Annotated in this window: 23 protein-coding genes; 13 read left to right on the top strand and 10 right to left on the bottom strand. The window is 66.2% G+C overall.

The genetic code is table 11. The annotated features are described in order from the left end of the window. The first annotated feature begins 26 nt into the window (after positions 1-26). The 3 genes from E0501_RS04305 to rsmA are packed head-to-tail and all read left to right on the top strand — an operon-like array spanning position 27 to position 3,054. Complete coding sequence (locus E0501_RS04305) at positions 27-1,250, top strand: peptidylprolyl isomerase (RefSeq protein WP_137700096.1); 1,224 nt, start codon at positions 27-29, stop codon at positions 1,248-1,250. Further along, a complete protein-coding gene (gene pdxA / locus E0501_RS04300) occupies positions 1,247-2,218 on the top strand; it encodes a 4-hydroxythreonine-4-phosphate dehydrogenase PdxA (RefSeq protein ID WP_137700095.1) in 972 nt (323 codons plus the stop codon). Before E0501_RS04305 ends, pdxA begins: the two co-directional genes overlap by 4 nt. After that, positions 2,215-3,054: a 16S rRNA (adenine(1518)-N(6)/adenine(1519)-N(6))-dimethyltransferase RsmA gene (rsmA, locus tag E0501_RS04295; RefSeq protein WP_137700094.1), complete on the top strand. Its 840-nt coding sequence runs from the start codon at positions 2,215-2,217 to the stop codon at positions 3,052-3,054. The genes pdxA and rsmA overlap by 4 nt, the downstream gene beginning before the upstream one ends. A 21-nt stretch (positions 3,055-3,075) precedes the next feature. On the opposite strand, the gene E0501_RS04290 is transcribed toward rsmA, so the two are convergent. From E0501_RS04290 to prfA, 3 genes are all read right to left on the bottom strand, one after another. Further along, a complete protein-coding gene (locus E0501_RS04290; RefSeq protein WP_137700093.1) occupies positions 3,076-3,594 on the bottom strand; it encodes a DUF4167 domain-containing protein in 519 nt (172 codons plus the stop codon). A gap of 227 nt (positions 3,595-3,821) precedes the next feature. Then, positions 3,822-4,667 (bottom strand): peptide chain release factor N(5)-glutamine methyltransferase, encoded by an 846-nt coding sequence (prmC, locus tag E0501_RS04285; RefSeq protein ID WP_328591464.1) that lies wholly within the window; start codon positions 4,665-4,667, stop codon positions 3,822-3,824. After that, positions 4,664-5,713 carry a peptide chain release factor 1 gene (gene prfA, locus E0501_RS04280; protein WP_137700092.1) on the bottom strand — a complete coding sequence of 350 codons (1,050 nt, stop codon included), beginning with the start codon at positions 5,711-5,713 and terminating at the stop codon, positions 4,664-4,666. Before prfA ends, prmC begins: the two co-directional genes overlap by 4 nt. 99 nt (positions 5,714-5,812) lie before the next feature. On the opposite strand from prfA, the gene E0501_RS04275 reads away from it, so the two are divergent. After that, the gene (locus E0501_RS04275) at positions 5,813-6,070 is read left to right on the top strand and encodes a hypothetical protein (protein ID WP_235857744.1); all 258 of its coding nucleotides are present in this window, start codon (positions 5,813-5,815) and stop codon (positions 6,068-6,070) included. On the opposite strand, the gene E0501_RS04270 is transcribed toward E0501_RS04275, so the two are convergent. Together E0501_RS04270 and speB are read right to left on the bottom strand one after the other, a co-directional pair. Continuing rightward, positions 6,002-6,409 (bottom strand): DUF1499 domain-containing protein, encoded by a 408-nt coding sequence (locus tag E0501_RS04270; RefSeq protein ID WP_137700090.1) that lies wholly within the window; start codon positions 6,407-6,409, stop codon positions 6,002-6,004. The two genes, E0501_RS04275 and E0501_RS04270, sit on opposite strands and share 69 nt — an antisense overlap. 54 nt (positions 6,410-6,463) lie before the next feature. Then, positions 6,464-7,432 carry an agmatinase gene (gene speB, locus E0501_RS04265; RefSeq protein ID WP_137700089.1) on the bottom strand — a complete coding sequence of 323 codons (969 nt, stop codon included), beginning with the start codon at positions 7,430-7,432 and terminating at the stop codon, positions 6,464-6,466. 83 nt (positions 7,433-7,515) lie between these two features. On the opposite strand from speB, the gene E0501_RS04260 reads away from it, so the two are divergent. Continuing rightward, positions 7,516-8,223, top strand: coding sequence for an SDR family NAD(P)-dependent oxidoreductase (locus tag E0501_RS04260; RefSeq protein ID WP_137700088.1), 708 nt, complete (start codon positions 7,516-7,518; stop codon positions 8,221-8,223). A gap of 341 nt (positions 8,224-8,564) precedes the next feature. On the opposite strand, the gene E0501_RS04255 is transcribed toward E0501_RS04260, so the two are convergent. Together E0501_RS04255 and E0501_RS04250 are read right to left on the bottom strand one after the other, a co-directional pair. Continuing rightward, complete coding sequence (locus E0501_RS04255) at positions 8,565-9,728, bottom strand: M20 aminoacylase family protein (protein ID WP_137700087.1); 1,164 nt, start codon at positions 9,726-9,728, stop codon at positions 8,565-8,567. Between the two features lie 61 nt (positions 9,729-9,789). Next, on the bottom strand, positions 9,790-10,953 hold the full coding sequence (locus tag E0501_RS04250; protein WP_137700086.1) for a M20 aminoacylase family protein: 1,164 nt from the start codon (positions 10,951-10,953) through the stop codon (positions 9,790-9,792). Between the two features lie 59 nt (positions 10,954-11,012). Between E0501_RS04250 and mazG the strand changes: the two genes are divergently transcribed. The 5 genes from mazG to E0501_RS04225 all read left to right on the top strand — a co-directional run bounded on the left by mazG (position 11,013) and on the right by E0501_RS04225 (position 16,039). Further along, on the top strand, positions 11,013-11,834 hold the full coding sequence (gene mazG, locus E0501_RS04245) for a nucleoside triphosphate pyrophosphohydrolase (protein WP_137700085.1): 822 nt from the start codon (positions 11,013-11,015) through the stop codon (positions 11,832-11,834). A 182-nt stretch (positions 11,835-12,016) separates the two neighbouring features. Next, positions 12,017-13,015 carry a Fe(3+) ABC transporter substrate-binding protein gene (locus E0501_RS04240; protein WP_137700084.1) on the top strand — a complete coding sequence of 333 codons (999 nt, stop codon included), beginning with the start codon at positions 12,017-12,019 and terminating at the stop codon, positions 13,013-13,015. Between the two features lie 149 nt (positions 13,016-13,164). Next, a complete protein-coding gene (locus E0501_RS04235) occupies positions 13,165-14,106 on the top strand; it encodes a nucleoside hydrolase (RefSeq protein ID WP_137700083.1) in 942 nt (313 codons plus the stop codon). Then, positions 14,103-14,549: a GNAT family N-acetyltransferase gene (locus tag E0501_RS04230; RefSeq protein WP_137700082.1), complete on the top strand. Its 447-nt coding sequence runs from the start codon at positions 14,103-14,105 to the stop codon at positions 14,547-14,549. The genes E0501_RS04235 and E0501_RS04230 overlap by 4 nt, the downstream gene beginning before the upstream one ends. A gap of 71 nt (positions 14,550-14,620) precedes the next feature. Next, a complete protein-coding gene (locus E0501_RS04225; RefSeq protein WP_137700081.1) occupies positions 14,621-16,039 on the top strand; it encodes a protein adenylyltransferase SelO in 1,419 nt (472 codons plus the stop codon). A gap of 138 nt (positions 16,040-16,177) precedes the next feature. On the opposite strand, the gene E0501_RS04220 is transcribed toward E0501_RS04225, so the two are convergent. Then, complete coding sequence (locus E0501_RS04220; protein ID WP_137700080.1) at positions 16,178-17,053, bottom strand: DMT family transporter; 876 nt, start codon at positions 17,051-17,053, stop codon at positions 16,178-16,180. A 33-nt stretch (positions 17,054-17,086) separates the two neighbouring features. Further along, complete coding sequence (locus E0501_RS04215; RefSeq protein WP_235857743.1) at positions 17,087-17,740, bottom strand: hypothetical protein; 654 nt, start codon at positions 17,738-17,740, stop codon at positions 17,087-17,089. 56 nt (positions 17,741-17,796) lie between these two features. On the opposite strand from E0501_RS04215, the gene E0501_RS04210 reads away from it, so the two are divergent. The 3 genes from E0501_RS04210 (at position 17,797) to E0501_RS04200 (ending at position 20,798) form a co-directional block, all read left to right on the top strand. Beyond that, positions 17,797-18,495, top strand: a complete 699-nt coding sequence (locus E0501_RS04210; RefSeq protein ID WP_137700078.1) for an endonuclease/exonuclease/phosphatase family protein — start codon at positions 17,797-17,799, stop codon at positions 18,493-18,495. 205 nt (positions 18,496-18,700) lie between these two features. Beyond that, positions 18,701-19,951: a cation:proton antiporter gene (locus tag E0501_RS04205; RefSeq protein WP_137700077.1), complete on the top strand. Its 1,251-nt coding sequence runs from the start codon at positions 18,701-18,703 to the stop codon at positions 19,949-19,951. Positions 19,952-19,955: 4 nt separating this feature from the next. After that, positions 19,956-20,798, top strand: a complete 843-nt coding sequence (locus E0501_RS04200; RefSeq protein ID WP_137700076.1) for a PhzF family phenazine biosynthesis protein — start codon at positions 19,956-19,958, stop codon at positions 20,796-20,798. Here the strand turns inward: E0501_RS04200 and E0501_RS04195 are convergent. After that, positions 20,795-22,054 (bottom strand): DEAD/DEAH box helicase, encoded by a 1,260-nt coding sequence (locus E0501_RS04195; RefSeq protein ID WP_137700075.1) that lies wholly within the window; start codon positions 22,052-22,054, stop codon positions 20,795-20,797. The genes E0501_RS04200 and E0501_RS04195 overlap by 4 nt on opposite strands. Between the last annotated feature and the right edge of the window lie 321 nt (positions 22,055-22,375).

Raw genomic sequence — 22,375 nt, 5'->3', positions numbered from 1 at the left:
GAACCATGGGCAGAACTTTGCAGAGCATGAACCTTCTCACGCGGCTGGCGGCGCTTTTCGCGCTGGCGCTGATCACCATGGCCGGCCTGGCCGCGCCTGTGGCCGCGCAGAACCTGTTTGCCCCGGCCATCCGCGTCAATGACAGCGTCATCACCCAGTACGAGCTGAACCAGCGCGCCCGGATGCTGCAACTGTTCCGCGCCCCGGGCGACCCCGTAGCGGAGGCCCGCCGCCAGCTGATCGAAGAGCGGCTCAAGCTCGAAGCCGCCAAAACCAGCGGCATCAGCCCAACCCAGGACGATATCGCGGCCGGCATGGAGGAATTCGCCGGACGCGCCAACATGACCGCCGAGCAGTTCCTGCGCGCGCTCGAAGGCGGCGGTGTCGCCGAACAGACCTTCCGCGATTTCGTTGCCGCCGGTGTCGCCTGGCGCCAGCTGGTGCGTGCCCGCTTCGCCCCCCGCGTGCAGATCTCCGAAGCGCAGGTCGACCGTGCGCTCAGCTCGACCGGTGCCGGCAGCGTGCGCGTGCTCCTGTCGGAAATCATCCTGCCTGCCCAGCCGGGACGCGAGGCCGCAGCCCAGGCCCGTGCGCAGGAAATCTCGCAGATCACGTCGGTCTCGGCCTTTTCCTCCGCCGCACGGCGCTATTCGGCGTCCGGATCGCGCGGGCGCGGCGGGCGGCTGAACTGGATGCCCATCACCAACCTGCCGCCGCAGGTGCAAACCATGGTTCTGGGCCTCGCCCCCGGACAGGTCACGCAACCCATCCCGATCCAGGGCGGAATCGCGCTCTTCCAGATGCGCGAGATCGAGGAAGGCGCCCCGCAGGCGCCCGAATACGCCGCGATCGAATATGCCGCCTATTACATTGACGGCGGCCGCAGCGAACGCGCGCTGGCCACCGCGCAGAAAATCCGCGACAGCGTCGATACCTGTGATGATCTCTACGGCGTCGCCAAGGGCCAGCCGGAACAGGTGCTCGAACGCGGCTCCAAGGCCCCCGCCGAGATCCCCACCGACATCGCCATCGAACTGGCCAAGCTCGACAAGCACGAGGTCTCGACCAATCTCACCCGTGCGGGCGGCCAGACGCTGGTCTTCCTGATGCTCTGCGGCCGCACCCCCGCCATCGCCGAAAGCATCTCGCGCGAGGACGTGACGCTCAGCCTGCAGAACCGCCGGCTCGACAGCTTTGCCCGCGGCTATCTCGAAGAGCTTCGGGCCGAGGCGCGCATCATCGAGAAATGAGCCCCGCGCCGATCGTCCTGACCTGCGGCGAGCCCGCGGGCATCGGCCCCGAGCTTGCCATGAAGGCCTGGGCCGCGCTCAGGGGCGAGATCACACTCGCCTGGATGGGCGACCCGCGCCACCTGCCCGCCGATTGCCCGGTGGCCGAAATCGACACGCCCGCGGCCGCCGCCGCGGCCATGCAAACCGCCCTGCCCGTGCTGCGACACGATTTCGCCGGCCCCGCCACCCCGGGCCGGCCCGACCCCGCCAACGCCCAGGGCGTGATCGACGTGATCGCCCGCGCCGTGGACCTCGCGCAGAGCGGCGCCGCGGGCGCGGTCTGCACCGCACCGATTCACAAGAAGGCGCTCAAGGACGGCGCCGGCTTTCTCTATCCGGGCCATACCGAATACCTCGCCGCGCTGGCGGGGATCGACCACGTCGTGATGATGCTGGCCTCCGATCAGCTGCGCGTCGTGCCCACGACGATCCACATCCCGCTGTCCGAAGTGCCCGAACGCTTTACCCGCGACCTGCTGGAAACCACGATCCGCATCACCCATGACGGTCTGAAACGCCAGTTCGGCATCGCCGCGCCGCGCATCGCCGTGGCCGGTCTGAACCCCCATGCCGGCGAAGGCGGCGCCATGGGCCGCGAGGAAATCGAGATGATGATCCCGCTGCTCGACCGGATGCGCGCCGACGGCTTTGACCTGACCGGCCCGCTGCCCGCCGATACGATGTTCCACGCCGCCGCCCGCACCCGCTATGACGCGGCGATCTGTGCCTATCACGACCAGGCGCTTATCCCGATCAAGACGCTCGATTTCGACCGCGGGGTGAACGTCACGCTCGGCCTGCCCTTCATCCGCACCTCGCCCGATCACGGCACGGCGTTTGACATCGCCGGCCAGGGCATCGCCAACCCGTCCTCGACGATCGAGGCGCTGCGCATGGCCTGGCGCATGGCCGGAAGCACGCGATGAGCGCGATCGACACCCTGCCCCCCCTGCGCGAGGTGATCGCGTCGCACGGCCTTTCGGCGCGCAAATCGCTGGGGCAGAACTTCCTGCTGGATCTCAACCTCACCGCCAAGATCGCCCGTTCGGCCGGCGATCTGGGCGAATGCGACGTGCTGGAAATCGGCCCCGGTCCCGGGGGGCTCACCCGTGGCCTGCTGGCCGAAGGCGCGCGTCACGTTCTGGCGATCGAAAAGGATGCCCGCTGCCTGCCGGCGCTGAATGAGATCGCCGCCGCCTATCCCGGCCGCCTGACGGTGATCGAGGGTGATGCGCTCAGGATCGACCCGCTGGAACATCTCACGCCGCCTATTCGCGTGGCCGCCAACCTGCCCTACAACGTCGGCACCGAGCTTCTGGTGCGCTGGCTCACCCCGGATAAATGGCCGCCCTTCTGGACCAGCCTCACGCTGATGTTCCAGCGCGAGGTGGCCGAGCGCATCGTGGCCCAGCCCGGCTCCAAGGCTTACGGTCGGCTTGCCATCCTCGCCCAGTGGCGCAGCAACGCCCGTATCGTGATGAACCTGCCGCCACAGGCTTTCACCCCCCCGCCCAAGGTCTCCTCGGCGGTGGTGCACCTCACGGCCCTGCCCGAACCGCGCTACCCGGCCAATCCGAAACTGCTGGAAAAGGTCGTGGCGATGGCCTTCAACCAACGGCGCAAGATGCTGCGCGCGGCTTTGAAGGGCCTTGCCCCGGATATCGAGGATCGGCTGATCGCGGCGGGCATTGCGCCCACCGACCGCGCCGAAACCGTCTCGCTTGAGAAATTCTGCGCCCTCGCGCGCAGCCTCGAAGGCTGACGCGCGAAGACCGTGGCAGGCCTACTCGGCCGCCTTCGCCTCGGTGTCGGCCTCGGCCTTGTCTTTCCGGGGCTTCCGGCTGCGCGGCTTCTCCGCGCCGCTCTCGGGCGTTTCCACCAGACCGCTGTCATCGCTGCCGCCGGCCTCGATCACGTCCGGTTGCGGCCGCGCGCCCGGATCCTCGACCAGTTGGCCACCGTTCATCTCGCGTTCCTGCCGCTGGGCGCGCTCGCGGTCGCGCTCGGCCTGGCGGTCGCGGTTCTGACGCTCCTGCTCCTCGCGGCGGGCATCCTGCTCGCGCTGGGCTTCGCTCAGCATCCGCAGGTAGTGCTCGGCGTGCTGCTGGAAGTTCTCGGTCGCAACGCGGTCATTCGCCAGCTGCGCATCGCGGGCCAGCTGGTTGTACTTGTCGATGATCTGCTGCGGCGTGCCGCGCACCTTGCCCTCGGGCCCGGAACTGTCGAACACACGGTTAACGATATTGCCGGACGGGCGGTTGCGGTTGCTCTTCGACCGCGAGCGGGATTTCGATGATCTCATGTTGTCCTTGGTCCAGTTAACTGTCTGGCCTTTGTTTCCCGGTCTTGCGCCGCAGGCGCCTTGAATGCTTCCGGATCGAAACTTTTCTGGCTTGGTATCAGGGGGAGGGCGAGCATCGCTTTCACCGCGCTGATACATGTGAGTAAACATGCCACGCTCCGATTAACAAGAGCTAACTGCCCGTTTCCCGGGCAATTCACGCGGTTTTTCGCCGCATTCGTTGCGATTCAGTCGCGCTTTTGTGGCATTCGACCGCTTACAACGCGGTCTCTTCCATCAAGATCGGGATGCACGGCGACGTTTTCAAGCCCCGCCGCGCGAAACATCTCCGCCACCGCCGCCCCCTGCGTCGGCCCGATCTCCACCATCAGCCGCCCGCCCGGCTCCAGATGCGCTGGCGCGCCTGCGGTGATCGCGCGGTAGGCGCTCAGCCCGTCGCCCTCGTCCGTCAGCGCCAGGCGCGGCTCATGCGCCAGTTCGGGCGCCAGTCCCTTCATTTCATCGGCCGCGATATAGGGCGGGTTCGACACGATCAGGTCGAACCGCCCGTCGACCGCCGCGAACCAATCAGACAAAAGGAAAGTGCAGCGGTCGGCCACGCCGATCCGTTCGGCATTTTCGCGGGCCACGTCCAGCGCCGCGGGCGACAGGTCGGTCGCCACCGCCTGCCCGGTCGGACGCTCGGCCAGAAGCGAGATCACGATCGCACCCGACCCGGTGCCAAGGTCCAGGACACTCGCAAAGGGCGCGGCCAGCGCCAGCTCAACCAAAACTTCAGTTTCCGGCCTCGGATCAAGCACTTGCGGCGAGACCTTGAAGTTGTGTTTGAAAAAGTCCCGCTGTCCCAGGATATGCGACAACGGCTTTCTCGCCAGCCGCTCGGGCAGGATCCCGTTCAACGCATCCCACTGCGCCTGCTCCACCGCATCCTGCATCGACAGGCTCAGCCGGTCACGCGGAATGCCCGTGGCAATGGCCACCAGGATATGCGCCTCGCGCGCCGCCCCGGGAATACCGGCCTTCTCCAGCGCCTCGCGTGCGGCTTTGGTCATGTCGCGGACCGTGCCGCTCACTCCGCCATCTCCGCCAGCAGGCTGGCCTGGTGATCCGCGATCAACGCGTCGATCACCTCGTCCAGGTCCCCCGCCATCACCTGGTCCAGCTTGTAAAGCGTCAGGTTGATCCGGTGGTCGGTCATCCGCCCCTGCGGAAAGTTGTAGGTCCGGATCCGCTCGCTGCGGTCGCCGCTGCCCACCTGCGCCTTGCGGTCCGCCGCACGCTCATCGGCGGCGCGCTGGCGCTCCATGTCGAAAAGCCGCGTTTTCAGCACCTGCATGGCGATTGCCCGGTTCTGGTGCTGCGATTTTTCCGAACTCGTCACCACGATTCCGCTCGGGATATGCGTGATCCGCACCGCCGAATCGGTGGTGTTCACGTGCTGCCCCCCGGCCCCGCTGGCACGCATCGTGTCGATGCGGATGTCGCCCGGATCCACCTCGATATCCACGTCCTCCGCCTCGGGCAGCACTGCCACCGTCGCCGCGCTGGTGTGAATCCGCCCGCCGCTCTCGGTTTCGGGGACGCGCTGCACCCGGTGCACGCCGCTCTCAAACTTCAGCCGCGCAAAGACGTTGTCGCCGCTGACGCGCGCGACCACCTCCTTGATCCCGCCCAGCTCGGTCAGGCTCTGCTCCAGGATCTCGAATCTCCAGCCCCGCGCCTCGGCATAGCGCTGGTACATACGCAACAGGTCCCCCGCAAACAGCGCCGCCTCGTCCCCGCCCGTACCGGGCCGGATCTCGATCAGCGCCGGGCGCGCATCCGCCTCGTCCTTGGGCAGAAGCGCCAGTTGCAGCGCCTCTTCCACTTTGGGCAGGCGTGCACGCAGTTCCGGCAGTTCCTCCTCGGCCAGCGCTTTCATCTCCGGATCGTCCAGCATCGCCTCGGCCTCGGCGATATCGTCCAGCAGCCGGCGATACTCGCCGATCTCCTCGACCACCGGCTTCAGGTCGGAATACTCCTTGGCCAGCTTGGCAATATCCGCCCCCCCCTCGGCCATCTTCGCCTCGAGAAACTCGAACCGTCCGGTTATCTGCTGCAATCTGTCCAAGGGCACCATGGCCGTTCCTGTCTCCTATTGCCCGGCCTTGGTCAAGGCCGCGCCTCGTGATAAGTGTTAGATATGCGCAGGTTGGCCCTGATACTAGCGGCGCTTCCCATGCCCGCGTTCGCCGACGCCACGATCGGTGGCAAGACGGTCGATTGCTATTGCACCGACAAAAGCGGCGCGCGCGTCGAACTGGGCGAAACCATCTGCCTGCAGGTCGATGGCAAGATGTTCATGGCGCAATGCCAGATGAGCCTAAATGTACCGATGTGGCGCAAGATCTCCGATGGCTGCCTCAGCTCACAACTGGGCCAGCCAGGCCTCCAGCCGCGCCCGGTTGACGCCCATGTCGCCGCGCCCAAATCGTAGCCGCGCATAAAGCTCCAGCCGGTCGCCCACCTGCCGCACGGTGGTGTAATCGGGAAAGCCCCACAGCGCCGTGCGGGTGACATAGGTCACCATGCCCTCGTCCACCGACCCGGCCAGAACTCGTGTGCGCGGCCAGGCGCGCGCGATCTTGTCCAGCCGCGCCAGCGCCCCGGGCCCGGCCTGGACAACGCGCATCGCGCCGCCCTCGAATGTCTTGTCGGCCACGTTTTCCGGCATCCGGTGCCAGCGTGCCGGATCGCTGGGCGCCAGGCGCACCCAGGCGCCGAACGCCACGATCGCCGCCAACAGGATCCACGCAAAGATCATCTTCCAACCCATTGCTTCATCTTGCCAAAACTACTCATCTGTCGACCGCTGGCAGCCACGCGCAGGCTATCCGTTTCCGCGCCGCGTCCAGGCCCACAGACAGATGATCTCCATCGCCACATGCGCGCCCGCCACCGCCGTGGCGCCCGAAGTATCGAAGGGCGGTGACACTTCCACCACGTCTCCCCCCACCAGGTTGATCCCCGCCAGGTCACGCAGCAGGATCGAGGCCTGCCCGCTCGACAGCCCACCCCAGACCGGCGTGCCCGTGCCGGGGGCAAAGGCCGGGTCCAGCCCGTCGATGTCAAAACTCAGGTAAACCGGCCGGTCGCCGACGATCTCGCGCGCCTTCGCGGCGGCGACTTGCGGGCCCTTTTCATGCACTTCGCGCGCGTCGATGATGTTCACGCCCAGCGTCTCTTCGTTCACCGTGCGAATACCGACCTGCACGCTGCTTGCAGGATCGACGATGCCCGATTTCACCGCCTTGTAGAACATCGTGCCGTGATCGACGCGCTCCATGTTGTCATCGGGCCAGGTATCGGTATGCGCATCCACCTGGATCAGCGAGATTGGCCCGAACTTCTCGGCATAAGCCTTCAGGATCGGGAAAGAAATGTAATGATCCCCGCCCAGGCACACGCTGGCTGCGCCGGCCTTCAGGATCCCCTCGATATGCGCCTGCACCGCGCCCGGAAAGGCCGGGATATCGGCATAGTCATAGGCCAGGTCGCCATAGTCGACGATGTTGAACTCCTCGACCGGGCTGAATCCCCAGCCATAGGGCGGATCCGGCGCCAGGAGCGCGCTCGCCTCGCGGATCGCGCGCGGGCCCAGCCGGGTGCCGGGGCGGTTGGTCACCGCCATGTCGAACGGGATACCGGTGACCGCGATATCGACATCGGTCAGGTCCTTGCTGTAGCGCCGGCGCAAAAAGGATGTCGCCCCGGCAAAGGTATTCTCAAAGGAATGCCCCCGGTGGCTGTCGCGGGTGAACGCCTGGTCCACCATGTGTTTTGCATCTTCCAGCGCCATCGCGGCCTCCCCTTGTCGTTGCCGCCAATGCTTGGCACCCTCAGGCTCAAGGTCAAGCGCATTCACCGCGAAAGGAGCCCCGAATGACCACAGGTAAACCCGTCTGCGCGATCCTCGGCGTGGGCCCCGGCAACGGCCTGGCCCTCGCGCGCCGCTTTTCCGCCGCAGGCCACGCCACGGCGCTCTGTTCCCGCGACGGCGCGAAAATGCGGGACATGGCCGCCGAAATCGACGGCGCGCAGGGCTATGCCTGCGATGTGACCGATGCAGGCGCAGTCGCCGATACGATCGCCACGATCCGCGCACAGATGGGCCCGCCCAGCACCCTCGTCTACAATGCCGGCAACGCGATCTGGGGCACCATCGACGATCTCGGCCCCGAGGCTCTGCAGGACAATTTCGCCGTCAACGCGCTCGGCCTTTTCCACGCCGCGCAGGCGGCCCTGCCCGACATGCGCGCCGCCGGGCGGGGCACGATCCTCGTCATCGGTGCCGGCGCCGCGCTGCGCGGTCGCCCCGGCTCGGTCGCCTTCGCCGCCGCCAAGGCCGCGCAACGCTCCATCGCCCAGTCACTCGCCCGTCAGCTTGGCCCCGAGAACATCCACGTGGCTTACCTGATCCTCGACGGCATCGTCGACAAGCCCCGCGCGCTTGCCCGCTTCCCCGACAAGCCCGAAAGCTTCTTTCTGACCGCCGAGGGCGTGGCCGACGCCGCGCTGATGCTGGCAAACCAGGAACGCCAGGCCTGGAGCTTCGAGCTTGACCTGCGCCCTTTCGGCGAAACCTGGTAACGGCACGCCTGAAATGCGGGGCCCGGCGCCGTTCGGCCGCGCAGGCGTTGGGGGCTCTGCCCCCAAACCCCCGGGATATTTAAGGCAAGATGAAATATGGGGCACCGAGAACCCGATGCCCCGTCGTTCATCTTGCAAAAAATATCCCGGGGAGCGCGAGGGGCTGGCCCCTCGCATCTGTCCTGGCTCCACGCACCGCGCGATGGGTTAAACACTCTGTGCGCAAAACAGTCCGCATTGCGGCGGTGCACGCATGTCAGCCGGATGCCAGCCGGGAGTCACCCCCCGATTTTTCGCGGAAAAATCGCGTTAACCGCGCGGGACGCTGCCTTCAGCCTTGTTTAAAGCGGCGCGGCCTTTTCCACCAGCCGGGCCAGGAAGGACGCGCCCACCGGGGCGATCTCGTCGTTGAAATCGTAGGCTGGGTGATGCACCATCGCCCCGTCCACGCCATTGCCGACAAAGACATAAGCGCCGGGCCGCGCCTCCAGCATGTAGGAGAAATCCTCGGCCGCCATCAGCGGCGTGGCATTGTCATCCACCAGCGTCTCACCCACCACGTCGCGCGCCACCTCGGCGGCGAAAATCGCCTGTTTCTCGTGGTTTACTGTCGGTGGATAGCCGCGGTCATAATTCAGCTTCACCTCCACGCCAAAGCTGGCCGCCTGGCCCGCCACGATCTCGCCCATGCGGCGCTCGACCAAGTCGCGCACTTCCGGGTCGAAGGTGCGCACCGTGCCGCAGATATGCGCGGTGTCGGGGATGATGTTGGTGGCCGTGCCCGTATCGATCTTCGTCACCGACACCACCAGGCGTTTCTGCGCATCGTTGTTGCGGCTGACAATCGTTTGAATTGCCTGAACAATTCCCACCGCGGCCACGACAGGATCGGCCGATTCATGCGGCATCGCCCCATGCCCGCCCCGGCCCTGGATATCGATATAGAAACTGTCAACCGCCGCCATCAACGGCCCCGGCGCCAGCGCGATCATCCCCGCTTCGAGCCCCGGTCCATTATGGATCGCATAGACCTCGTCGATGGCGTATTTCTCCATCACGCCTTCCTGCACCATGGCCTCGCCACCACCGCCGCCTTCCTCGTCCGGCTGAAAAAGCAGCACCGCGCGGCCCGCGAAATTGCGCGTCTCCGCCAGGTATTTCGCCGCCCCCAGAAGCATCGCGGTATGCCCGTCATGGCCGCAGGCATGCATCTTGCCGGGGACCTTCGAGGCATAGTCGAGCCCGGTGATCTCGGTCATCGGCAGCGCGTCCATATCCGCACGCAACCCGATCGTCGGGCCCTCGCCCTGCCCCTCGATCACGGCGACCACACCGCTTTCGGCCCAGCCCGTGGTGATCTCGGTGATGCCGAATTCCTTCAGCCGTTCTACGACATAGGCCGCGGTTTCGTGGCAATCCCGGGCCAGTTCCGGGTTCTCGTGAATGTGCCGCCGCCACGCGGTCATCTCCTCGGCAAAACCGGCAATACGGTTGATCACGGCCATTTGCGGCGCTCCCTTGTTGTCCTTGCTTCACTCAATCCCAATCCGGCCCCCGCGGCAAGCCTCAGCCGACCGGGTGATGCCGTTCGATCAGCCGTGCAAAGAAGCTCGCCCCGATCGGCGCCACCTCGTCGTTGAAATCGAACTCTGGGTGGTGCACCGACGGCCCCGCCCCCTGCCCGAGGAAAAAGAACGCCCCCGGCCGCGCCTCCAGCATGTAGGAAAAATCCTCGGCCCCCATCTCGGGCGGCAGCGCGGTCAGCACGTTGTCTGGCCCCGCCACGTCGCGCGCGATCTCGGCCGCCTTGTCCACCTGCGCGGCATGGTTCACCGTCGCCGGGTAGTTGCGCTGGTAGTCCAGCCGCCCCTCCACCTCGAAAACCGCGGCCTGGGCCGCCACGATCTCACCGATCCGGCGTTCGGCCATGTCGCGCATCGCGGGGGCAAAGCTGCGCACCGTGCCGGCCAGATAGGCGGTTTCGGGAATGATGTTCATCGCACTTCCGGCATGAATCTGCGTCACCGACACCACCAACGCCTCGAGCGGCGGACGGTTGCGGCTGACGATAGTCTGCATCGCCTGGGCAATCGCCGTGGCCGCCGGCAGCGGGTCGATGCAGGTATCTGGATAGGCCGCATGACCACCCTTGCCCGTCAGGTGAATCTCGAAATCGTCCACCGCCGCCATGATCGGGCCCGGGCAGGTGCGAAACTCACCCAGCCCCCCGAAGGGATCGGTGTGCAGCGCATACACCTCTTTGATGCCGAACCGGTCCATGATGCCCTCTTCCACCATGATCCGCCCGCCGCCGATGGTTTCCTCGGCCGGCTGAAAGATCAGCACCGCCTTGCCGCTGAAATTGCGCGTCTCCGCCAGGTATTTCGCCGCCCCCAACAGCATCGCCGTGTGCCCGTCATGGCCGCAGGCGTGCATCCGCCCGGGCACCGTACTGGCCCAGTCCGCGCCGGTGGCCTCCTCCATCGGTAGCGCGTCCATGTCGGCGCGCAGCCCTGTCACCGGACCGGGCCCCTTGCCCTCGATCACGGCCACCAGGCCACTTTCCGCGATGCCCTCATGTATCTCGTCCACACCGAACTCACGCAGCCGCGCCGCCACGAAAGCCGCCGTGCCGTGGCACTCCAGCCCCAGTTCGGGATGCATGTGCAGGTGGCGCCGCCACCCAGCCATTTCCCCGGCAAAGCCGGCAATGCGGTTGATTACGGCCATCTCTGGACTCCCTTCCTGTCCCCGGCCACAACTAGAACCCCGGAAAGGAGTCCCGCGCAATGCCCAATGACGATCTGATCCACGACCCCCATGGAGGCATGCCGCGCCTTCTGGAAATCATGCGGCGCCTGCGCGATCCGGAAACCGGCTGCCCCTGGGATATCGAACAGACATTCGCCACCATCGCCCCCTACACGATCGAAGAGGCCTACGAGGTCGCTGACGCGATCGAGCGCGAGGCCTGGGACGAGTTGAAGGGAGAGCTGGGCGACCTGCTCTTCCAATCGGTCTTCCATGCCCAGATGGCGGCCGAGGCGGGCCTGTTCACCTTCGATGAGGTCGCCGACACGATGTCGGACAAGATGGTGGCGCGCCATCCGCATGTCTTCGGCGATGAATCGCGCGACAAGTCGGCCGAACAACAGACCCGCGACTGGGAAACCATCAAGGCGGCGGAACGCGCCGCAAAGAAACAGCACGGCGTGCTCGACGGCGTCGCTGTCGGCCTGCCCGCCCTTCTGCGCGCGGTCAAGCTGCAGAAACGCGCGGCGCGCGTGGGCTTCGACTGGCCTTCGACCAGCGAGGTGATCGACAAGATCGTCGAGGAAGCGCGCGAATTGCACGAGGCGCGCGAGACCATGACCGAGGCAGAGGTGTTCGAGGAATTCGGCGACCTGCTCTTCGTCATCGCCAACCTCGCCCGTCACCTGGAAATCGACCCCGAATCGGCGCTGCGCGCGGCCAATGCCAAGTTCACCCGTCGCTTCCGCCGCATCGAAGAGCGGCTCGCAGACCGCGGCAAGACGCCGGACGAAAGCGATCTCGAGGAAATGGACGCACTCTGGAACGAAGCCAAGGCCGAGGAAAAGAACGCAGGCTAACTCCTTGGAATCCCAAGATTCATCTTGCTTTAAATATCCCGGGAGCTTGGGGGCAGCGCCCCCAATCTCGGCCTGGGCGCAGCCAGGGATCACAAATACCTGACTAACTTACACAGGTATTGACCCGACAATTAAACTCAGGTTTAACACCTGCGACGCAACACCAACCCACGGAGATCGACATGTTCGCTCGCCTCGCCTTTCTCGCCACGCTTGCCGCCACGCCGGCCCTTGGCCAGGAGGTCAACATCTACTCCTACCGCCAGCCGGAACTCCTGAAACCGCTGACCGACGCCTTCACCGAGGAAACCGGCATCAGCGTCAACGTCGCCTACCTCGAGAAAGGCATGGTTGAACGCCTCAAGGCGGAAGGTAAGCGCTCGCCCGCCGACCTCGCCTTTACCGTGGACATCTCGCGGCTCGCGGCCATCGTCGAGGCAGGGCTGACCCAGCCGGTCACCTCGGAAACGCTCTCGGCCAACGTGCCGGCCGCGTTCCATGATCCCGACGGCCACTGGTGGGGCCTGACCACCCGCGCACGGGTGATCTATGCCAGCCGCGATCGCGTCGCCGAAGGGGAAATCACCACCTACGAGGACCTTGCCGATCCGAAATGGAAGGGTCGTATCTGCACCCGCTCGGGCACTCACGCCTACAACGTGGCACTTGTGGCGGCCTACCTGCATCATCACGGCGAAGCGGCCACCAAGACCTGGCTCGAAGGCGTGAAAGCCAACCTCGCGCGCAAACCGCAGGGCAACGACCGCGCCCAGGTCAAGGCGATCTGGGCCGGCGAATGCGACATCTCCATCGGCAACACCTATTACATGGGCGCAATGCTGAAGGATGACGAGCAGAAGGAATGGGCCGAGGCGGTCTGGCTTGCCTTTCCCACCTTCGAGAATGGCGGCGCGCATGTGAACATTTCAGGCGTGGCCATGACGGCCGCTGCACCGAACCGCGACAACGCCTTGAAAATGATCGAATTCCTGACCTCGCCCACGGCGCAGAAAATCTATGCCGAGGCGAATTACGAATATCCCATCGCCCCGGGCGCCGAGCCCGACGCGCTGGTTGCCAGTTGGGGCAGTTTCACGCCCGATGATGTGAACCTGATGGATCTCGCCGCCCTGCGCCCGGCCGCGCTCAAGCTGATCGAACAGGTCGATTTCGACGGATAACCTCCCAGACATCCGTCGCCACAGGCGGGGCGCCACCTCCCGGCGCCCCGTTTTCCGTTCCGGCCCCGGCAATCCGCCGCCCGGTCGCATTCCGCTTATGGACTTCCCCGCCCCCGCTTGCCACTCTCCCCGCATAAAGGGAGGGGCCCATGCCACCGCGCAAGATCATCATCGACACAGACCCGGGCCAGGACGACGCCGTCGCGATCCTGCTGGCCCTGGCCAGCCCCGACAAGATCGAGGTACTGGGCATCACCTGCGTCGCCGGCAACGTGCCGCTGCCGCTCACCTCGAAGAATGCCCGCATTGTCTGCGAACTGGCCGGCCGGCCCGACACCCGGGTCTTCGCTGGCTGTGACCGCCCCTTGGGCCGTGATCTGGTCACCGCCGAGCACGTGCACGGCAAGACCGGTCTCGACGGCCCCGACCTGCCCGATCCGGTGATGCCGCTGCAGGATCAGCACGCGGTCGATTTCATTGTCGACACGCTGCGCGCCCACGCCCCCGGCACCGTCACGCTCTGCCCGCTGGGCCCGCTCACCAATATCGCCATGGCCTTCGAAAAGGCGCCCGACATTATTGAACGCGTCGCCGGAATCGTGCTGATGGGGGGCGCCTATTTCGAAGTCGGCAACATCACGCCCGCGGCCGAATTCAACATTTACGTCGACCCGCAAGCCGCGAATATCGTTTTCAAATCCGGCGCACCACTGACCGTCATGCCACTCGATGTCACGCACAAGGCGCTGGTCACCAAGCCCCGCAACGATGCCTTCCGCGCACTCGGCAACGCGGTCGGCGTCGCCGTCTCGCAGATGACCGATTTTTTTGAGCGCTACGACAAGGAAAAATACGGCTCCGCCGGCGCGCCCCTGCATGATCCCTGCGTCACCGCCTACCTGATCGCGCCCGATCTCTTCTCGGGCCGTTTCATCAATGTCGAGATCGAGACCCGATCCGAGTTGACCATGGGCATGACCGTCGCCGACTGGTGGCGCGTCTCGGGGCGCGCACCCAACGCAACCTTCATGGGCGACGTCGATGCCGACGGCTTCTTCGCCCTGCTGACCGAAAGGCTCGCCCGCCTATGAGCACCCTGCAACTCGCCCGCCCCGAGGATATCGACAAGCTCGAACCGCTGGTCGCGGCCTACCATGCCTTCGAAGGCATCGACAGCGACGAAGAGGCCCGCCGCGCCGCCCTCGCCCCGCTGCTCGACGGCACGCCACACGGCGTGGCCTACCTCATCGGACCGCGCCGCGCCCCGGTGGGTTATATCGTCATTTCCTTCGGTTATTCGGTCGAACTGGGCGGCATCGACGGCTTCGTCGACGAGTTTTTCATCCGCGAGCGCGTCCGCGGCCGCGGCATGGGCTCCGAGGTGCTGCACACGCTCCTGCCCGCGCTCTCGCAGCACGGCGTCAAGGCGCTGCATCTCGAAATCGACCGCGACAATGCCCGCGCCCGCCGGCTCTATGAACGCGCGGGCTTTGATGCGCGCGAAAAGTACCACCTGATGACCCGTACCGCCTGATATCAGCGCGTCCGGCCGGTGGCCTTCATCGAAGCGCTGGAAAAGATGTGCCCAAAGGTTATATTTCCCGCATGAGCATCCAGATCCCCTTTTCCAACAGCTACGGGCAACTGCCCGCACGCTTCTATTCGCGCCAGCCAGCCACGCCGGTCTCGGCCCCGCGGCTCATCGCCTTCAACGACGCGCTGGCCGAAACGCTCGGCATCGCCCGCGGCAGCGACGACGACATGGCGCGCATCTTTGCCGGCAACGAGGTGCCGCCCGGCGCCGACCCGCTGGCGCAGGTCTATGCCGGGCATCAGTTCGGCGGCTTCTCGCCCCAGCTGGGCGATGGCCGCGCGCTTCTTCTGGGCGAGGTGCAGGCGCCTGACGGAACGCGCCGCGACATCCAGCTCAAGGGCGCCGGCCGCACCCCCTATTCGCGCGGAGGCGACGGCCGTGCCTGGCTCGGCCCCGTGCTGCGCGAATATGTCGTCTCCGAAGCGATGGCCGCGCTCGGCGTGCCCACCACCCGCGCGCTGGCCGCTGTCGCCACCGGTGATGCGGTGTTTCGCGAAACCGCCCTGCCCGGCGCGGTGCTCACCCGCGTGGCTGCCAGCCATATCCGCGTGGGCACGTTCCAGTTCTTCGCCGCCCGCGGCGATCTCGAGGCTTTGCAGGCGCTTTTCGACTACACCCGCGCGCGGCACTACCCGGATGCCGAAACGCCTGACGATCTGCTGGTCTCGGTCATCGATGCGCAGGCGGCGCTTGTGGCGCACTGGCTGTCACTGGGGTTCATCCACGGGGTGATGAACACCGACAACACCACCCTGTCCGGCGAAACCATCGATTACGGCCCCTGCGCCTTCATCGACGATTACCACCCGCAGACGGTGTTTTCCTCGATCGACCGGCACGGCCGCTATGCCTATGACAACCAGGCCAACGTGATCGTCTGGAACATGGCGCAGCTGGCGACCTGCCTCGTGCCGCTTTATGATGATGCCGATGCCGCGGTGGAGCGCTTCACCGCGGCCGTCCACGCCATGCCCGCCAGGATCGAAGCGGAATGGCTCACCCGCTTTGGCGCCAAGATCGGCCTTTCGGCCCCGGTCGAGGCCGACCGCACGCTGATCACCGGGCTTCTCGATCTGATGGCCCGCGACGGCGCCGATTTCACCAACACGTTCCGCGCCCTGACCGATGGACAGGCCCGCGACCAGTTCACCGACCGTGCCGCCTTCGACGCCTGGCATGTGCGCTGGCAGGCCCGGCTTGCCTCCGAACCGCAGCCCGAGGCCCTAATGGCACGCACAAACCCGGTCTTCATCCCGCGCAACCACCGAGTCGAGGAAATGATCGAGGCCGCGGTGAGCGGTGATTTCGCCCCGTTCGAGCGGCTGAACCGCGTGCTCGCAGCGCCCTTTACCGATCAGCCCGACGCCGCCGACCTCACTCGACCGCCGCAACCGCATGAACGGGTGCAGCAAACCTTCTGCGGCACCTGAAACGGACCCTGCCCTGCTCTTTCTTGGCAAAAATACTCAACCGGCCCGCCCCTTCTGCCACGTACTTCCCGTCGCGCAGAGCCGGCCGCCGCCCCGGCGCGGGGTGGGCGGGTGGGCGCGCCGGGGCGGCGGCCGGCCTTACCGGCGGTTGATCAAGGTGATCCCGACCGCCACCAGCACCAGCCCGCCGATGATGTGCGGCCCTACCGCCTCGTCCAGCATCAGCCAGCCCAGCACCACGCCGAACACGGGCGACAGAAAGGAAAACGACGCGACGCCGGAGGCCGGATAGATTTTCATCAGGAAGAACCAGAAGAGGTAGCCGAAGCTCGCGATCGCCAGCGTCTGAAAGGCAAGCCCGGCCCAGTGGATCGCCGAAAGCTCGCGGATGAACGGTCCGAACAGGGGCGACAGCGCCATCAACAGCACCGCCGAAATCGTCAGCTGGCTCAGAAGCTGCATCTCGGGCGCGACCTTCGACAGGGGCGTCACCCGAACCACGAGCGCGATACCGGCCCAGGAAATCGCCGCCAGCAGCGCCATGATATCGCCGCCCAGGCTCGCCTCGCCGCTGCCCTGGTCGGCCATCACCCAGGCGACGCCGGCCATGGCCAGGATCAGCCCCAGCGCGCGCTTGCCGTTGATCCGCTCGCCCGGCAGAAGCACATGGGCCGCCAGCGCCACGAAGACTGGCATCGAGTAGAAGATGATCGAGGCCCGCCCCACGCTCGTACGGTCAAGCGAGAGGTAGAGGAATACGAATTCCGAGGTGAAGAGCAGCCCCAGCATGATCGCCCCGGCCCAGGCCTCGCGCGGCAGGTGGATGGTGATGCCGCGCATCCGCATCCACAGAAGGATCGCCACGCAGGCCCCGACCGAGCGCAGCCCGGCCATGAAAACCGGTTGAAACCCGCCGGTCGATACCTTGATCACGACCTGGTTGAATCCCAGCAGGAACGCGAACGCGACCAGCGCGGCAACGCCCGTGGCGTCAATGCTGTCTTTCCTCTCCATGCCCGCCATCAAGGGGGCATGCGCGGCGAAAGGTCAATCCGCGTCGTTACGTCCGACGTTATGCACCTCGGGGCGTTTCAGCCGGGTGAAGTAGCGCGGGTTGCGCTCGATGAACTCGTCGATCAGCCGCTGCATGCCCGGCGCGTACAGCCCTTTCAGGTAGAGCCAGCCCGACAGCGCGCCGAAAAGCGCGCCGATGATGTCGACGATCAGGTCGGTCATCGTGTCGACCAGGCCCGATTTCTGCATGTTCATGCCGAACAGCTGGTCCATGGCAAACTCGAACACCTCCCAGGCCGCCCCGATCGCCACGGCAAAGCAGAAGCCGAAAACGGCCACCACCCAGTGCGGCGCGGCAAAGCGGTCCCCCTGGAACAACATGAAAACGAGCACGAAGCCGATCAGACCGAAGCCCACCGCACTGCCGCCATGCATCAGGATGTCCCACCACCAGAACCGATCATAGAAGCCGTAAACCTCGCCAAGGAACAGCGTGCCCCCCACGAAGGCTACCACCGCCAGCATGAAGGTCGCGGGCACATGCACATCCGCCCAGCGCGCCACGAAAACCGGCGCCATCGACAGCGCCAGCGTGGCAAGCGCAATGAACAGAAGCGAAAACTGCCCGTTCCACAGCGCATCTGCCGCCGCAATGAGCAGCGCCGCCCAGATAAGCTTGGTCAGCAATGTCTGTTCGCGCAACACCCCGTGACAACCCCGCATTTGCCTTGCATACAGTCCCCATGAAGGCAGCCAGCGTCAGAATTGCAAGCTACAACCTGCAGAAATGCGTGGGTCTCGACCTGCGGCGCCGGCCCGACCGGTCGCTGCAGGTGATCGAGGACCTGGCCGCGCAGATCGTCGTTCTGCAGGAGGCCGACAAGCGCCTGCCGCCCCGCCCGGCGGCCCTGCCCCACGAGATGGCCGAGTCCGAAGGCTGGCGCGTCGTCGATTTCGGCGAACCCGGCGGCTCGCTTGGCTGGCACGGCAACGCGATGCTGCTGCGCCCGGAGCTTGAGGTGCTGGACACCGCCCATATCGACCTGCCGGGGCTTGAGCCGCGCGGCGCCATCCGTGCCGACCTGATGACCGCGATCGGCCCCCTGCGCGTGGTCGGCCTGCACCTGGGGCTGGTGCGGCGCTACCGGCTGATGCAGCTGCGTGCGATCATGCGGCATCTGGCACGGCTGGCGCCGCAGCCCACGGTGCTGGCGGGCGATTTCAACGAATGGGGCCCTGCACGGGCGCTTGACGCTGCCACGCCGGGGCTGCTGATCCTGCCCGAACGGCCCAGCTTCCCCTCGCCCCGGCCCGTCGCCCCGCTTGATCGTTTTGCCATTTCGAGCGAGCTTTCGACACTGGATCACGGCACGCATTCCAGGCGCCCGGCCCGGGTCGCCTCCGATCACCTGCCGGTCTGGGCCGAGCTCGCCCGGCGCTGAGCACACGCAGGCATTGCGCCGGAGCGATGGCGCGCTTCTCCATCGGCATCCGGCAGGACCGCCCTGTCAGGCAAATGAGTATTTTTGCCAAGAAAGAGCCGGAACACGGCCCGGCATGCTCCATGGGACATGCGCCCGCGCTTTGCAGGCGCGGCGCAAGATGCTAGGGGCAGGTCAATGACACCAGGGACAGGCGTGCGATACCATGGACCTTCTTCAGATCACTTCGCTCTTGATCGTGCTGGCCGGCGCGTTCGGGGCCATCAACTATCTTTTCCTGAAGCTGCCCGCCGCCATCGGCATCCTTGTCGTGGCGCTGCTGGCCTCGTTCGGCGTTCTGGTGACCGATCTGATCTGGCCACAGCTGATCATCGCCGAAACCATGCGCAACCTGATCCTCGGCATCGACTTTTCCGACGCGCTGCTGGAGGGGATGCTGGGCCTGTTGCTCTTTGCGGGCGCGCTGCATGTCAAACTGTCCGATCTTCGCGAACAGTGGCGGCTGGTGTTCCTGATGGCCACGATGGGCGTGGCGCTTTCGACGGTGATCGTGGGAATGGGGTTTTGCTGGTTGACCGGCGCGCCGATCCTGATCGCGCTGCTGTTCGGCGCGCTGATTTCGCCCACCGATCCCGTCGCGGTTCTGGGCGTGCTGCGCGAGGCGAACCTGCGCAAAAGCCTTGAGACCAAGATTGCCGGGGAAAGCCTGTTCAACGACGGCGTGGGCTATGTCGTCTTCCTTGTCCTGCTGGGGCTGGCCTTTCCCTCGGGCGACCATCACGGCGCCGGCCTCGAGGAAGCGATCAAGCTTTTCGTGCAGGAGGCCGTGGGTGGCGCGGTCATGGGCATCCTGCTGGGCTGGCTGACCTTCCGGCTGATGCGGCGGATCGACGATCCCTCGCTCGAGGTGCTGATCACCCTGGGCCTGGCCTTTGGCGGTTACCAGGTCTCGCTCTACTTGCATCTCTCGGCCCCGATCATGGCGGTCTGTGCCGGGCTGCTGATCGGCGATATCGGCGCGCGCCACGGGATGAGCGAAGAGACCCGCCGATATGTCGATGCCTTCTGGAAGCTGATCGACGAGATCCTGAACGCGGTGCTCTTCCTGCTCATCGGGTTCGAGGTTTTCGCGGTATCGGCTGGGCTCGATGATTTCCTGCTGGTCGCGGTTCTGTCGATCGCGCTGGCGCTTCTGGCGCGGCTCGCCGCCGTGGCTGTGCCGGTGCTGCTGCTCCGGCCCTTCCGCGAATTCTCGCGCGGTGTGATCCCGATCATGACCTGGGGCGGGCTCAAGGGCGGCATCTCGGTGGCGCTGGCGCTGTCGCTGCCCGAAGGCGAATGGAAACCAATGATCCTGACCGTGACCTATGTCATCGTGATCTTCTCGATCGTCGTGCAGGGCCTGACCATCACGCGCCTGGCCAACCGCATCGGCCGCGAGCCGGACCTGGTGTGATCCGATGACCCGCTACCTGACCTTCGATGTCTTCACCGACGCGCCCTTTGGCGGCAACCAACTGGCGGTAATCCCCGATGCCACCGCCCTGCCCGAGGACGCGCTGCAAAGGATCGCGGCCGAGTTCAACTACTCGGAAACCACCTTCGTCTACCCGCCCACCGACCCGGCCCATACCGCCCGGGTGCGCATCTTCACCCCCACGATGGAGGTGCCGTTTGCCGGCCACCCCACCATCGGCACCGCCGTGGCGCTGGCCGTTATGGGGCACGGGCCGGAAATGGTGCTGGAACTGGGCGTGGGGCCGATCACCGCCCATGCCACGCCGACGCAGGCCTGTTTCACCACGCGCCGGCCGCTGGAAACCCTCGCCCATCCGACAGTGGAGGAAATCGCAGCCGCGCTGTCACTCGATCCCAATCAGATCGAGACCGCGCGGCACGGCCCGGTGATGGCCTCGCTGGGCCTGCCCTTCACCATCAGCGAGCTCGCTTCGCGCGAGGCGCTGGCCGCCTGCCAAAGCGACATCGCGGCCTTCCGCGCCGGCAATGCGAAATACCCCGGCGCGCTGGATTTCGCGCAGTTCGTCTACTGGCGCGGGGCGGACGCGATCCATGCCCGCATGTTCGCGCCCCTGGACAACATCCCCGAGGATCCCGCCACGGGCTCGGCCGCGGCGACACTGGGCGCCTTGCTGGCGCAGATCGACGGCGCCGACCAGGAGTTGACGATCTGGCAGGGCGAGGACATGGGCCGCCCGTCGCAGATCGGTATCCGCACGGAAAAACAGGCCGTCACCGTTTCCGGTGCGGCCTGTCCCGTGATGGAAGGTCAGCTGCTGGTTTAGGCGGCTTTCTGCGCCGCCTTGCCAGCGCCACCGCGGCGGCGCCGCCGGCGCTGACGGTTGCCCGAAGGCGTGCCGCCCGCGGGCTTGCCACCGCCCCGGCCCTGCCGCTTCGGCGGCTCGACCGGCTCCCACGGCTCGCCCGAGGCGACCGGAATGGAAATGCCCATCACCTTCTGAATGGCCTTCAGCTCGCCCATCTCGTCGGGCGCGCAAAAGGCGATCGCGGCGCCATCGGCGCCCGCGCGCGCTGTGCGGCCGATCCGGTGCACGTAATTGTCGGGCACGTTGGGCAGGTCGAAGTTGTAGACATGGCGCACCTCGGGAATATCCAGACCACGCGCCGCCACGTCCGTCGCCACCAGAACCCGCGCCTCGCCTGATTTGAACGCGGTCAGGGCGCGGTCACGCTGGCCCTGGCTCTTGTTGCCATGGATCGACTCGGCGGCAAAACCCGCCTTCTCCAGCTGCCGCTTGATCTTTTCCGAACCGTGCTTGGTGCGGCCGAAAACCAGCGCGCGCTCGTCCCGGTGGGTGTCGAGAAGCTCGATCAACAGATCCAGCTTGCCGGGTTTCTCGACGAAATGCACCACCTGGTCGATCTTGTCGGCGGCCTTGCCCGGGGGCGAAACCTGAACCCGCACCGGATCGCTCAGGTAGGATTGCGCCAGTTCCGCCATCAGCTTCGGCATGGTGGCGGAAAACAGCATGGTCTGGCGTTCATTCGGCAACAGCGCCGCGATTTTGCGCAAGGAGTGGATGAACCCCATGTCGAGCATCTGGTCAGCCTCGTCCAGCACCAGGAAGTCCGTGGCATCCAGCCGCACGGCATTGCGGTCCAGCAGGTCGATCAGCCGCCCCGGCGTGGCCACCAACAGGTCGGTGCCGCGCTCCAGACGGTTGATCTGGCCGACGATGCCGGCGCCGCCGACGACCAGCCCCACCTTGAGCGGGCTGCCCTTGACCAGCGCGCGCAGGCTCTCGGCGATCTGCTTGGCCAGCTCGCGCGTGGGCGCCAGCACGAGGCCCCGCACGGCGCGCTTGCCGGGCCGTCCGCCATCGCGCTGCATCGCCGCCACCAGCGGCAGGCCAAAGGCAAAGGTCTTGCCCGTGCCGGTCTGCGCGAGGCCCATCACGTCGCGGCCCGCCATCGCGTGCGGCACCGCCTGTGCCTGGATGGGCGTGGGCTGCTTCAGCCCCATTTCGGCCACCCGCGCCAGCAGCGCCTTGGGCAGGCCCAGTTCGTTGAAATCTTTCATCTTGTCCTTTCGAACGCGGCACCGTCTGGTGGCACGTCATATGCAAATTCGGGGCCGCGCCCCGCATGGGCCGGCCCGCTCGTGGTTGCGCCATTGGCCTGACGAAGGGGCCTCGTGCCCGCATTCGCCGTCCCGGCGGCTGGCCCCACGCGTGATTTTGGGAACATTCCGCGACGTTTCGTTTCGGCTCCGGTATCGCCCGGATGTTGCTTGACTGCTCACGCGGCAGAAAACGTCGGTTGCAGCGGACATGGGGGCTCGGGCCCGCAAAGTCAATCGCGGATTGCCCAAGCGGGTGGAAATCGCCCCGGCATGCGGCTA

Origin of the sequence: Marimonas lutisalis, assembly GCF_005434965.1 — a bacterium.
GTDB classification, from domain to species: domain Bacteria; phylum Pseudomonadota; class Alphaproteobacteria; order Rhodobacterales; family Rhodobacteraceae; genus Marimonas_A; species Marimonas_A lutisalis.
Note: the sequence above shows the minus strand (reverse complement) of the source record. Positions and strands in the feature narration are given on the sequence as shown.